The sequence below is a fragment of the Mesorhizobium sp. C372A genome (assembly GCF_030323245.1).
Taxonomy (GTDB): domain Bacteria; phylum Pseudomonadota; class Alphaproteobacteria; order Rhizobiales; family Rhizobiaceae; genus Mesorhizobium.
In genome coordinates this window covers 894,659-907,379 of sequence record NZ_CP100475.1, presented here as the reverse complement: position 1 = coordinate 907,379, position 12,721 = coordinate 894,659, and the positions used below count along the sequence as shown (strand labels likewise).

Below are 12,721 nucleotides of genomic sequence, written 5' to 3'. Positions count from 1 at the left end.
TGGCATTGGCGGCGCGCTCAGACCGCCAAAACGGGGGTGCGGCCATGAAGCATGACACGGCATCTGTGGTCGGCCAGGGGGTCTATCACGACGAGCGCCTGGATGCGCTGCTGAGCATCACCGGCCGCATGGACGGTTATCTCTACCGTTGCCGCAACGATGCGTCCTACACCATGCTCTACATCAGCGACGGCATTTTAACCGTCAGCGGTTATCGGCCGAGCGACTTCATTCAAAATGCCGTGCGCGACTATGTCTCGGCGATCCACCCGGATGATCTCGCTGCGGTCTATGCCGCCGTCGATACCGCGCTCGAGGCGCGCTGCAACTGGAACGTCGACTACCGCATCGTGCCACAGGTCGGCGAGCCGCTCTGGGTGCGCGAGATCGGAGGCGGGGTCTGGGATGGTGCCGGCGAACTCGAATTCCTCGAAGGTTTCGTCGTCGACATTAGCGACCGTAAGGTAGTCGAGGATCTCAATGCCGAACTGCTGCTCGAACTCAAGGCCGCCAATGAGGAACTCTCCGTACAAAAGCGCGAGATCGAGCTGGCCAAGCAGCAGAGCGATCATTCGGCCAACCACGATGCATTGACCGGCCTGCCCAACCGGCGCGCCTTTCACAACGAGCTGAGGTCGGTGATCGACCGCTGCGACAGCACCGGCCAGGCGGCCGGCCTGCTGTTCATCGACCTCGATAGGTTCAAGAAGGTCAACGACACGCTCGGCCACGAGGCCGGCGACGCGCTGCTGCAGGAGGTGGCGGGTCAGCTTCGCACCATCCTGCGCAGCGCTGATTTCGTGGCGCGGCTCGGTGGAGACGAGTTCGCATTCCTGTTTTCAGGAGAGGCTAGCCGGGCCCGACAGAAGGCCGTGGGCGTCGCCGAACGTATCCTGGAAAAGCTGCGGATCAAGGTGCCGACGCCGAATGGAGCCATCCATGTTGGTTGCACCGTTGGCGTCGCCATCTACCCGGCGGAAGCGTCCGATTCGGAGGCGCTGATAACGCTCGCCGACCGACTGATGTACATCGGCAAAAAGAGCGGCCGCAACCGGCTGGTCACCGCCGGGGCGTTGGAACCTGGGCCTACGTCCGACGACCTTCGCCGCACCGCCTGAGCGGAGCGCCGGACAGCCTGAACCGGCGGGCACCCCTCATCTGGCTGGGCGCTGCGCGCCGAAAGACGGCCCTATAGCAACCCCGCCAGTTGGGCCGCGCTGCGCAGGTTCTGCCGCGGCCGTGGCCCGAGCTGCTGGATCACCAGCCCGGCGGCCAGCGAGCCAAGATCGCCGCAATCCTGCAGGCTGCGCCCCGAGGTGTAGCCGTAGAGGAAACCGGCGGCGTAGAGGTCGCCGGCGCCGGTGGTGTCGACCAGCTCGCGGATCGTCGTCGCCTGGATGGTGACAGTCTCGTCGCCGCGCACGATCACCGAGCCTTTTTCGGAGCGGGTGACGGCGGCAATTCTGCAGTCCTTGCGGATCGCCGCCAGCGCCTCGTCGAAGGATTTGGTCTGGTAGAGCGACTTGATCTCGTGGCTGTTGGCAAAGACGATGTCGACAGTTCCCGAGCGCATCAGCTCGAGGAACTCGTCCCGGTAGCGGTCGACGCAGAACGAATCAGACAACGTCATCGACACTTCGCGCCCGGCCTCGTGTGCGAGCTTCGCCGTCTGCCGGATCGCCTCCTTGGCGCGCGGCGGATCCCACAGATAGCCCTCGAAATAGGTGACCTTGGCGCCCGACGCCTTGTCGGCCTCGACGTCTTCCGGCCCGAGTTCGATGCAGGCGCCGAGATAGGTGTTCATCGAGCGCTCGCCGTCGGGGGTGACGAAGATCATCGAGCGCGCCGTCGGCGGCTGGCCCTCGAGCGGCCTGGTGTCGAAGGCAACGCCCTGGGCATGGATGTCGTGGGCGTAGATTTCGCCGAGCGGATCGTTCGACACCTTGCCGAAGAAGGCGGCGCGGCCGCCGAAGCTGGCGACGCCGGCGGCCGTATTGCCGGCGCTGCCGCCGGAGGCCTCGATCGCCGGCCCCATGCGGCTGTAGAGCAGCTCGGCGCGCTTGGTATCGATGAGGTTCATGGCACCCTTGATGATGCCGTTGGTCTCGAGAAAAGCGTCGTCGCACTGGGCGATGATGTCGACAATGGCATTGCCGATGCAAAGCACGTCATAATCGGGCATCAATGTCTCCGCCTGGAACCTGCCGGCTTTCTGCCACGCCCGGGCGGGTCTACAGCATCACCCCGAAAAATGGCAACCGATTTCCACCTTTGCCGGGCCAGGCCGGCGCGCGCCTGGGACGAGGCTCCATCACAGTTCGACCGTGGCCGAAGCATCTGACCGCCGGGTCGCCTACAAGCTTGGCCTCAAATCAAGCGCTGGAAGCACCCGCATGCAAGCAAAGACCGACATGACCACCGAACTGGCGCTGCTTGGCGTGCTGGCCGCCCTGTGGGGCGCGTCCTATACCTTCATCAAGATCGGTGTCGAGACGATCCCGCCGATAACCTTCATCGCTGCTCGCACCCTGATCGCCGGCGCCATCCTGCTCGCGCTGATCCGCTGGCGCGGCCTTTCCATGCCCAAGGACGGCGCGACCTTGTGGCGGTTCATGGTCCAGGCCTGCCTCAACAGCGTCGTGCCGTTCACGCTGATCGCCGCCGCCGAGCGTTCCATCGATGCCGGCCTGGCCACCATTCTCAACGCGACCTCGCCGATCTTCACCTTCCTGCTGACCGCGCTCATCACCCGCCACGAATCCGTGACCGCGCGCAAGCTGTTCGGCGTCGGTGCCGGCATCGCCGGTATTTGCCTGATCGTCGGCACCCAGGCGCTTGGCGGGCTCGGCCATCAATTGTGGGCGCAGCTTGCCGCCGTTGCCGCCACGGTCTGCTATGCCGGCGCCGCCATTTTCGGCCGCGGCTTTAGGGGACTCGACCCGATGCTGCCGGCCGCCGGCTCGATGCTGTGCGGCGCAGTCATCCTCGTCCCCTTGAGCCTGGCCTTCGACCGCCCGTGGACGCTGTCGCCTTCAATGGCGTCGATACTGGCCTTGTTGGCACTGTCGGTGTTCTCCACGGCGCTGGCCTTCTGCATCTTTTTTCGCCTCATCCACACGCTGGGTTCGGTCGGCACGACGTCGCAGGCCTATCTGCGCGTGCCGATCGGCGTCGGCATCGGTGTCCTGTTCCTCGGCGAAAGCATCGGGCCGACGGCGCTCTGGGGCATGGGCTGCGTCGTCGTCGGCGTTGCGGCAATGACCATCCCAGCCCGCTCCCGGGCGCTGGCGCGCTAGATCATGATGAGATTTGGTTGAAATCTCATCATGATCTAACCCTTTGTTGGAGCATGATTTTTTCCAAAAACCGGTACCCACTTTTTGGGATCATGCTCTAGTTCCCGTCCGGAATTGCGCCCGCTCCGGCAGGCTTGCGGCTGACAGGGTCTCAGCCTATGTCGGAGATATCCGTTCGTTCCTGGGGGTGAAACGCCGTGATCTTCAACGCTGCCCGCGCCGCCTTCAGCCGGCTGTTTTCTCCCGAATTCCGCGCGGTTTTCCTGAAGACGCTGGGCTTGACCGTGCTGGCGCTGGTCGCGTTGTGGTTCGTCTTGACCGGGCTTGTCGATTGGCTGGCGCTGCCATGGGTTCACTCCTTGCTGCCCGGCCTGCCGTCCTGGGCCGGATGGCTGAGCGGCATCATCGCCGCCATCGCGCTTGCCTTCGGGATGGCGCTGCTGATCGCGCCGGTGACGGCAATCGTGGCCGGCCTGTTTCTCGACGACATCGCCGAAGTGGTCGAGCGCACCGACTATCCGGCCGATCCCGTCGGACGCGTCATGCCGGCGCTGCGCTCGCTCGTGTTGTCGGTGAAATTCTTCGGCGTCGTCATCCTGGGCAACATCGTCGCCTTGCTCCTTCTGTTGGTTCCAGGCGTCAACATCGCCGCCTTCTTCATCGTCAACGGCTATCTGCTCGGACGTGAATTCTTCGAATTCGCCGCCATGCGCTTCCGCCCGGAAGATGAGGCGAGGGCGTTGCGCCAGAAATATGCCGGCACCGTCTTTCTGGCCGGGCTGCTCATCGCTGCCTTCCTCGCCGTGCCCCTGCTCAACCTGCTGACGCCGCTCTTTGCCGCCGCCATGATGGTGCATCTGCACAAGGCGGTCGGCGCGCGGGAGAGCGCCGGGCGATAGGCCTATCAACGCAGAAGAAAACCGCGTCCCAATTCGTCATCCGGCTCGACGGTGAATTCCGCCCGGCCCGAATAGTAGGCGCGGCCGCCGACGCGGGCGATGATCGCATCATGCGGGCCGGCCATGGTCGTGCGCGCCACCGCTCCGGAAAAGCGCGAGCCGGCGATGCTTTCGAAGGACCGCTCCTGACCAGGGTTGATCTCACCCTTGGCATGCATTGCCGCCAGCCGCGCGGTGACGCCGGAGCCGGTCGGCGAGCGGTCGACCTCGGCATCGGCAAAGACGCAGATGTTTTTTGTTGCCTTGCCGGAGAACGCATCTCGTCCATCGGTGAGGATGGTGCCGTAGAGGAAAGCGAGATCGGCATGGTCGGGATGCGATAGAGGGAACGCCGCCTTCAGCCGCTCGGTCAGCGCGGTTGCCGCGTCGACGAAATCGCGCACCCGGCTGCGGCCGAACTCCAGGCCGAATTGATGGCAGTCGGCCAGCGCGTAGAAGGCGCCGCCATAGGCGATGTCGAACGCAATCTTGCCGTATCCCCCCAATTCGATTTGTTGGTCATGGGCAAACAGAAAGGCCGGCACGCTTTCGAACGACACCGATCCCGCTTTGCCGTCCTTGACCTCCACCGAAGCGACGACCAAGCCGCACGGCGCCTCGATGTTGACCATGGTGATTGGCTCCTGTTTCGCCACCAGGCCTTCGTCGACGGCGTAGCGGCCAAGCGCAATGATGGCGTGGCCGCACATCGTCGAATAGCCCTCGTTGTGCATGAACAGCACGGCCAGCTCGGCGCCGGGCAGGTCGGGCTCCACCAGCAGCGCGCCATACATGTCGTAGTGGCCGCGCGGCTCGAAGATCAGCAGCTTGCGCAAATGGTCGAGGTGGTCGCGCACATAGGCGCGCTTTTCCAGGATCGTGCCTTTGGGAATGTCTGGATAGCCGCCGGTGACGATCCTGAGCGGCTCGCCGCCGGTGTGCATGTCGACGACGGTGAGCGTCATGCGCCGGGACCCCCTAGCCTGAGGATTTGGAAAACAGCGCCTGCAATTTGCCGAACGGGATGGCGGCCCGGGTGAAGCCGAACGTGCCGTCCTGCTGGATCTCGCGCGCCGCGGTTTCCAGCATGCCGAAGGCGAAATTGGTCAGCCACGGACCGAGCGAGATGCGCTTGACCCCGGCCATGGCAAGGTCGGCGATGGTGAAGGCCGGGAGTGCCATGACATTGACCGGCCTGCTCACCGCCGAGCAGATGTTCCGGATGGTCTCGACATCTTTGAGGCCGGGCGCATAGAGCACATCGGCGCCGGCCTTTTCGAAGGCCTGCAGCCGCTTGATCGTGTCGTCGAGATCCGGTTTGCCCCAAAGGAAATTCTCGGCCCGTGCGGTGAAGACGAAATCATGCTTGAGCGCCCGTGCGGCCTCAGCAGCAGCTGCAACGCGCTCGACGGCGTGTGAAAACTCATAGATGGGCTTGTCGGGATCGCCGGTATGGTCCTCGATCGAGCAGCCGGCGAGACCTGCCGCTTCGGCCGCAAAAACCGTCTCGGCGGCACTCGTCGCGCTGTCGCCCTTGCCTTTCTCGAGGTCGGCCGACACCGGCAGGCTAGTCGCCGCCGTCAGCTCGCGGCAATGGTGGATCATCGCCTCGAAGGTCACTGCGCCATCGGGCAGGCCGCGCGAGAAGGCAAAACCGGCGCTGGTCGTCGCCAGCGCCTTGAAGCCGAAGGAGGCCAGGAGCTTGGTCGTGCCGACATCCCAGGGGTTGGGCATGACGAAGGTCGAGGCGTGCAGGTCGCGAAAGATCTTGCCCTTGTCCATGAGTGCTCCCTTCAGATGCGGAATATCGGCAGATTCTATCGTGCAGAAATGCACCGGGCAAACGAATGCGGTTGGCTCAGAAGCGTTTGGCGTTCTCTCCTGCCAATCTGTCCAGCGCGTCGGTATCCTTGACGTAGTGCAACGTCTTCTTGTCCCAATGATAGGCAACGGAAATTGCGTGGGCTTCAGGCTTGGGCGGCTGGCCGTCGCAGCTCTCGCCGTTGAGCACCGTGGCGTCGGTCACCGTCACTTTGACCGCGGCATAAGGCTGCCCGTCAGCGATCGTCTGGAAAGCAACGTCCTGCTTGCGGCTGTAGGCGCACAGGTTCTCATCGAAGGTGAAGATCATGTCGATCAGTTGGAATTTGTCGTCGCGCAGCATGATCAGCGGCGTGATCGCGTAGTTTTGGCTCGAATTGAAATGCGCGCTCATGGTGATCACGATGTCGTCGTTCGGCCCAACGGAAAGCTTGCCCGGTTCACGGAAATAGGTGCCGCGGTCGAGCGCGACATTGACGGCGTCGAGCAGCTTCGGCTTGTCTGTGATGTCGTAGAGCGCCAGCACGGCATAGCCTTCGGCGCTGTCGGGAGAGTCGCCGAGGTCGTAGAGCATCGCCAGCCGGTCCTTGCCCCCGGCCTTGATGGCGAGCACGCCGGCGTTGGAGAGGCCCGATGTCTCAGGCGGCGAACCGCCGCCATCCGGTCCCTCGATGTGGCGCATCTCGATCGGCAATCCACCCCGGTAGAAACCGTTGCTGTTACCTGCGAGGCCGGGAATGACCATCCTTGCGAGGTCCAGATAGGTCACATCCATGTGGCCGGGGATGGCGCTGCCGAATTCCGGGAAGCTGACGGCCTGCGCGCCGGCTGCGGTCCAAAGCCACGGCAGCAGCACAAGCGCTAGAGCAATTTCAGGAAAAGTGTGTGCGGTTTTCCGGCCGGAAATTGCGACAAAACAAAAAGATAGAGCGGTTCGCCGTTTCCATGAAACGGTGAAACGCTTTAGGATGGAGCGAAGCAGGTTCGTTGGCATGGGCGCCTCAGGCTGGCCGCGCGGAACCTAACACAGCTTCAGTGGATCGGCACCAGCCCGGCAAGTTCGCGCATGTCGTCGAACAGGACGCCGCCGGCGCTGGCCAGGCCATCGCGGTCGGAATAGGGATCGCCATGATAGGAATAGACACGCATGCCGGCGGCAATGCCGGCCTGCGTGCCGGCAACGCTGTCCTCGATGACGATGCAGTCGGCGGGCACAAAGCCCATGGTCTTTGCCGCATGCAGGAACAGGTCCGGGAACGGCTTGCCGCGGCTGACCATGGTCGAAGAGAACATGGCATGCTCGAACAGCGGCAGCAGCCCGGTCTGGCCGAGCGTGATGTGCATCTTCGAGATACGCGCAGAAGTGGCGACGCAATAGGGAATGCCGGCCGCGCGAACCGCCTCGATGAAGTCGCGCACATAGGGGATCGCCTCGACGCCATGCGCAAACAGATCGGGCAGGCCGGCATTCCAGCGATCGACGAAATCGGCGCCGAGCCGCACCGTGGTCGTCTCTTCGATTTCCTTCTGCACCGAAGCCATGCTGCGGCCGGAAAAATATTTGCGGCAATATTCGAATGTGGTGGGATAACCGGCGGCAACAAACCACTCGGCAAGCCGCCGGTTGGCAAGGTTCTCGGTGTCGACCAGGATTCCGTCGCAGTCGAAGATGACCAGTTTCGGTATGCTCATTCAGGCGGTGCCGGTCGATCCGAACCCGCCCGCGCCGCGCGTCGTGGCGCCGGCCAGCGAGCGCTCCTCAACCGTCACCTGCGTCACCGCGGCAAAGACGATCTGGGCAATGCGCATGCCGCGCGTCACCGCGAAATCCTCGTCGCCGAGGTTGACCAGCAGCACCTTAACCTCGCCGCGATAGTCGCTGTCGACCGTGCCTGGTGAATTGAGGACGGTCAGCCCATGCTTGAAGGCAAGGCCGGAGCGCGGCCGCACCTGGCCTTCCATTCCTTCGGGAATTTCCAGGATCAGACCGGTCGGCACCAAGGCGCGCTTGCCAGGCAGGATCAGCAGCGGCCGGTCTTCCGGCACCGCGGCGCGCAGATCCATGCCGGCGGCGCCGGTGCTTTCGTAAGCGGGAAGGGGAAGTCCATCGCCATGCGGCAACCTGACGAAGCCGACGGTTGGACCGATGACGGAGGAATTGTGGAGGGCTGCGCGCATAAAATCGATCCTATCGGCGCGAACGGCGATTCGGTCAACTCGTCCGCAGGCCTATCAACGGCTTTCTTTCGGGCGTCAGTGTGACCTAGCGCAATTCCACCGGAACGACCGTCGTCTCCTTGATCTCCTCCATGACGAAGGAGGCCGAAACGTCCGACAGCGCCACCTTGGCGATCAGCCGCTGATAGAGCCGGTCATAGGCCTTCATGTCAGCGACGCGGGCGCGCAGCACGTAGTCGAGATCGCCGGACATGCGATAGACTCCGGTGATCTCGGGAAAACCGGTCACCGCCGCCCGAAACTTCTGCAGCCAGTCCGGGTCATGATTGGACGTGCGGATCAGGATGAACACCGAAAGCCCGAGCCCGAGCTTGTCGGCATCGACCAGCGCCACCCGCCCGGTGATGACGCCGTCCTCTTCCAGTCGCTTGACCCGGCGCCAGCAGGCGTTGCGCGACAGCGACACTTTTTCGGAGAGCTGATCGACCGACAGTGTGCCGTCGCGTTGCAGCTCGGCCAGCAATCTTCGGTCGATTTCATCAAATTCGAGCGCCATGTGGGATGAATGTCCCGAACCACGGCGTTAGACAAGGACAAATTGAGACCGATGAACCTTTACCCCGTGGCAGGATACCCACATCGGGGCTTATCCCGGCAGGAGGGATCACCATGACGACGCTGTTTTCGAAGCTGTTCACCTCTCACCCGGCCAAGGTGGGCGAGACCTATTTCAGCCATATGGCCTTTGCCGCCTGGTTCTGCTCGCGCCTCCTGATGGCCGCTGGTGCGGCACTCGTTCACGCTTTCTTGCCGTTTCTCTTCGAAACTACGGCAAGCCGAATCGTTCGCGAACTCTACGAGCGGACGCACAACAGAGGCTCGCACGCGGTCAAGGAGCCCCAGGCTCTCTTGGATCGCGCCTAGGATTGGTTAGAAGCCATGTGCCGATGGGCGGCCTATCTGGGTGAAGCGGTCTTCCTCGAAGACGTCGTCACCGCACCTTGCCACTCGCTGATCGCCCAGAGCCATTGCGCCCAGGAAGCCAAGTCGCCGACCAATGGCGACGGTTTCGGCCTTGCCTGGTATGGCGACCGGCCCGAGCCCGGCCTCTACCGCGACATCCTGCCGGCCTGGTCGGATCCCAATCTGAAAAGCCTGTGCCGGCAGATCAAATCCGGCCTGTTCCTCGCCCATGTCAGGGCGTCGACCGGCGGCGCCACCAGCCGCATGAACTGCCATCCCTTCATCTCCGGCAACTGGTCGTTCATGCACAACGGCCAGATCGGCGGCTTCGAAAAGATCCGCCGCGCGCTGGAGAACTCGCTCTCTGACGCCGTCTTCGACCAGCGCGAGGGCACCACCGATTCCGAATTGTTTTTCCTGCTGATGATCGACGAGGGTCTTGCTGGCGACCCGCAAGGGGCAGTATCGCGCGCCACCGCTCGGGTTCTGGAGGCGTCACGCCACGCCGGTCTCGAACCGGCCTTGAAACTCACTGCGGCCCTTTCGGATGGGCGCGCGCTCTATGCCGTGCGCTACGCAAGCGATGCCCACGCACCGACGCTGTACACGTCGCTCCGCAACGGCGGTCGTTGCATCGTGTCCGAACCCTTCGACCGCGAAGGCGGCGACTGGCAGGCGATCCCGCCGGCGAGTTTTGTCACGATCACTGGCGATGGGATGAGCATTCGGCCGTTCGTGCCGGCTGTGGCAAGGCTGGCACTGGTCGTCTAGGCCCTAGTCTAAGCCGCATTCCTTCGCGCCCCCCTCTGTCCTGCCGGACATCTCCCCCACGAGGGGGGAGATTGGAGGTCACGGCGGCCTTCGCCAATTTTCAACGCAGGAAAAGGGGCGCCGAAGCCAAAGCTGCCAATCTCCCCCCAAAGTGGGGGAGATGTCCGGCAGGACAGAGGGGGGCGCCGTAGAGCGCCAACCTCAACCGACCGGCAAGCGCAATTTTGATCAAGCGCCGATGATCTCCGAATGCTGAACTTGGTTTTAAACCGCGATACGTTTGGCAGCAGCCGGAGCAATCATGGACCTCGCCTTTTCCTCTACCATCGATCTCGCCGCCGCAATCGCGGCGCGAAAGATCTCCGCCGTCGAAGCTCTGGACGCCCATCTGGTCCAAATCGACCGACACAACGAGGCCGTCAACGCCATCGTCAATCTCGACCGCGAAGGCGCCCGTGAGCGCGCTGAAAACGCCGACGTGGCATTGGCGCATGGCGATGCGCTCGGCTCGCTGCATGGCGTGCCCTTCACCCTGAAGGATACGCACGAAACGGCCGACATGAAGACCACGGTTGGTTTCGCACCATTCGCCGACTATGTGGCAAAGGCAGACAGCCCGGTCGTCGCCCGATTGAAAGCCGCAGGCGGCATCCTGATTGGAAAGACCAATGTCGCGACGATGCTGGGCGACTGGCAATCGGACAATCCGCTGTTCGGTCGCACCAGCAATCCGTGGAACCGCTCGCGCACGTCAGGCGGGTCCAGCGGTGGCGCAGCGGCAGCGGTGGCGACCGGCATGACGCCGTTCGATGTCGGCACCGACATGCAGGATTCGATCCGCCTGCCGTCGGCTTTTTGCGGTGTCTACGGGTTGAAACCGACCGAGCACCGCGTGTCCCTGGCCGACGCCTTCCCCGATCCGAACGGCGCGGCGCGCAGCGTGCGCTTGATGTCCTGCCTCGGTCCGCTGGCGCGCAGCGTGGACGATCTTGCGCTGATCTACAAAATCATCGCCGGCCCGGACGGAGCAGACACCGACCTCGCGCCGGTGCCCGTAGAGGCCATGCCCAGGCTCGACCTCAAGACATTGCGCATCGCCGTCGCGCCGTCCTTCCCCGGCTTTCCGGTGGCTGGTAAAATCGCTGCCGCGGTCGAAAGCCTGGCCAAGCGGTTGCAATCAGCAGGGGTGATTGTGGAAGAAGCGAACTTGCCTGAGATCGATCTGCATGACGATCTGGAGCAGGGCGGCGATCTGATCGGCATGATGCTGGAGGCAGCGCAGCCCGAACCGCCGGAGCAGCCAACGCCGATCACCAATTGGTTCGAGGCGCTCGCTCGCCGCGACCGCTCGATCCTGGCCTGGGACAGGTTCTTCGAAACCTGCGATGCCTTGCTGTGCCCGGTCGCCATGACCACGGCCTTCGCGCATTGTGAGCCCGGCACGCCGATCGAAGTCGACGGCAAGGAGCAAAGCTATTGGATGCTACCGGCCTATGGCGCGGTCTTCAATTATTCCGGCCATCCGGCACTCTCGCTGCCCTGCGGGCAAGACCGCGACGGCCTGCCTATCGGCCTGCAACTGGTCGGCAAGCGCTGGTCGGAATCGCGGCTGCTCGGCATCGCCAAGGCGATCGAAGCGCTGACCGGCGGCTTCAAGCGTCCGCCGGGCTACTGAGCAAACCGACCCAACCCATAAGGCGTCAGCAGCGGATCACGCTCGCCGTCGAGAATTTCGCGCGTGGCGAACAGCCCGACCGCGGGCGCCAGCGTTATGCCGGAATGCATGACGGCGACATAGAGACCTTCCGTGCCCTCGGCGCGGCCGATGATCGGAAAGCCGTCGATCGGCGTCGGCCGGTAGCCAACCGTGTGGAAATCGAATTCCAGTTCGTCGGCGCCGCGCAAAGCCGCCTTCATTGCTGCAAACAGCTCGCGCGCCGTGGCGTCGGGATTCTCACCGGGATCGCTCCCCGCGAAATCCGAGCCGGCGATGATGCGGCCCTCCGCCGTCTGGCGCATATGCAGCTTTTCGGCATGCACCAGCCCGTTGAGGAGCTTCTTGTAGGGCTGCGAGTGGACGATCAGACCGGGCGGCGTCTCGATTGGCAGCTTGATGCCGGCGGTAGCGGCAATATCGGGCGCCCCGACACCGGCTGCGATCACCACCTCTTCGGCTGGCATCAGCCCATGCGATGTATCGACACCGGCAATCCTGCCATCGGTCTGGACAAGTGCGGTTACAGAACTGGAGAGAACGCGCGCACCTTGCCGTTCTGCGTGGGCCAGCAGCGCCTTGGCCGCTGCGACCGGTTCGGCCACGCCTTCCTCCGCGACATAGACAGCGAATTCCGGCGGCTCGACGAGATTGGGCTCGATTTGCGCTGCCCGCCCGGCGTCGACGCGTTCGATGCCGTAACCCCAGCAAGCGTGCTCAGCCGCGTAGGCTTCGAGCCTGTCGGCCGGCAGATCCCAGCACAGCCCGCCGCACCAGGCGAGCGGCAGGCCGGGCAGCTCGTTTGCCAGCCGCTTCCATTCGGCCATCGCACGGATGCGCAGCCGGAAATAGATTTCGGGATTGCCCCAGCTGGCGTTGATCCAGGCAAAGGAGTTTGGCGTGGCGACGCCGCCGGCACCACTATCGGAAATCACAGTCACCCGCGCCCCGGCCTTGGTCAGGTGCCAGGCGATGGACGCCCCGATAATGCCGGCGCCAATGACGATGACTTCTTTAGCGCTGCTCATACCGGACCTCTC

Annotated in this window: 14 protein-coding genes; 6 read left to right on the top strand and 8 right to left on the bottom strand. The window is 63.8% G+C overall.

Annotation, left to right across the window (positions count from 1 at the left end):
• Positions 1–44: 44 nt before the first annotated feature.
• Positions 45–1,118 (top strand): sensor domain-containing diguanylate cyclase, encoded by a 1,074-nt coding sequence (locus NLY42_RS04245; protein ID WP_023732507.1) that lies wholly within the window; start codon positions 45–47, stop codon positions 1,116–1,118.
• 71 nt (positions 1,119–1,189) lie between these two features.
• Here the strand turns inward: NLY42_RS04245 and NLY42_RS04240 are convergent, their stop codons facing one another.
• Positions 1,190–2,182, bottom strand: a complete 993-nt coding sequence (locus tag NLY42_RS04240) for an adenosine kinase (RefSeq protein ID WP_286489075.1) — start codon at positions 2,180–2,182, stop codon at positions 1,190–1,192.
• A gap of 211 nt (positions 2,183–2,393) precedes the next feature.
• Between NLY42_RS04240 and NLY42_RS04235 the strand changes: the two genes are divergently transcribed.
• Both NLY42_RS04235 and NLY42_RS04230 read left to right on the top strand, forming a co-directional pair.
• Positions 2,394–3,296: a DMT family transporter gene (locus NLY42_RS04235; protein ID WP_023755666.1), complete on the top strand. Its 903-nt coding sequence runs from the start codon at positions 2,394–2,396 to the stop codon at positions 3,294–3,296.
• A 197-nt stretch (positions 3,297–3,493) separates the two neighbouring features.
• Entirely contained in the window at positions 3,494–4,195 is a 702-nt protein-coding gene (locus NLY42_RS04230; RefSeq protein WP_023755667.1) for a sulfate transporter family protein, read from the top strand.
• 5 nt (positions 4,196–4,200) lie between these two features.
• On the opposite strand, the gene NLY42_RS04225 is transcribed toward NLY42_RS04230, so the two are convergent.
• The 6 genes from NLY42_RS04225 to NLY42_RS04200 form a co-directional block, all read right to left on the bottom strand.
• Complete coding sequence (locus tag NLY42_RS04225; RefSeq protein WP_023755668.1) at positions 4,201–5,199, bottom strand: proline racemase family protein; 999 nt, start codon at positions 5,197–5,199, stop codon at positions 4,201–4,203.
• Between the two features lie 13 nt (positions 5,200–5,212).
• Positions 5,213–6,016, bottom strand: coding sequence for an isocitrate lyase/PEP mutase family protein (locus NLY42_RS04220; protein WP_023732504.1), 804 nt, complete (start codon positions 6,014–6,016; stop codon positions 5,213–5,215).
• A 76-nt stretch (positions 6,017–6,092) separates the two neighbouring features.
• Positions 6,093–6,911, bottom strand: coding sequence for a hypothetical protein (locus NLY42_RS04215; protein ID WP_023755669.1), 819 nt, complete (start codon positions 6,909–6,911; stop codon positions 6,093–6,095).
• Between the two features lie 176 nt (positions 6,912–7,087).
• On the bottom strand, positions 7,088–7,747 hold the full coding sequence (locus NLY42_RS04210) for an HAD family hydrolase (protein ID WP_023755670.1): 660 nt from the start codon (positions 7,745–7,747) through the stop codon (positions 7,088–7,090).
• Positions 7,748–8,233 (bottom strand): dUTP diphosphatase, encoded by a 486-nt coding sequence (gene dut, locus NLY42_RS04205; protein WP_023690041.1) that lies wholly within the window; start codon positions 8,231–8,233, stop codon positions 7,748–7,750.
• An 85-nt stretch (positions 8,234–8,318) separates the two neighbouring features.
• A complete protein-coding gene (locus tag NLY42_RS04200; RefSeq protein ID WP_023690042.1) occupies positions 8,319–8,789 on the bottom strand; it encodes an Lrp/AsnC family transcriptional regulator in 471 nt (156 codons plus the stop codon).
• A gap of 113 nt (positions 8,790–8,902) precedes the next feature.
• On the opposite strand from NLY42_RS04200, the gene NLY42_RS04195 reads away from it, so the two are divergent.
• The 3 genes from NLY42_RS04195 to NLY42_RS04185 all read left to right on the top strand — a co-directional run bounded on the left by NLY42_RS04195 (position 8,903) and on the right by NLY42_RS04185 (position 11,642).
• Positions 8,903–9,157, top strand: a complete 255-nt coding sequence (locus NLY42_RS04195; RefSeq protein WP_023685117.1) for a DUF6356 family protein — start codon at positions 8,903–8,905, stop codon at positions 9,155–9,157.
• A gap of 15 nt (positions 9,158–9,172) precedes the next feature.
• A complete protein-coding gene (locus NLY42_RS04190) occupies positions 9,173–9,967 on the top strand; it encodes a class II glutamine amidotransferase (protein ID WP_023685116.1) in 795 nt (264 codons plus the stop codon).
• A 301-nt stretch (positions 9,968–10,268) separates the two neighbouring features.
• The gene (locus tag NLY42_RS04185) at positions 10,269–11,642 is read left to right on the top strand and encodes an amidase (RefSeq protein WP_023755672.1); all 1,374 of its coding nucleotides are present in this window, start codon (positions 10,269–10,271) and stop codon (positions 11,640–11,642) included.
• Here NLY42_RS04185 and NLY42_RS04180 read toward each other — a convergent pair.
• The gene (locus NLY42_RS04180; protein ID WP_023672884.1) at positions 11,636–12,709 is read right to left on the bottom strand and encodes an NAD(P)/FAD-dependent oxidoreductase; all 1,074 of its coding nucleotides are present in this window, start codon (positions 12,707–12,709) and stop codon (positions 11,636–11,638) included. The genes NLY42_RS04185 and NLY42_RS04180 overlap by 7 nt on opposite strands.
• Between the last annotated feature and the right edge of the window lie 12 nt (positions 12,710–12,721).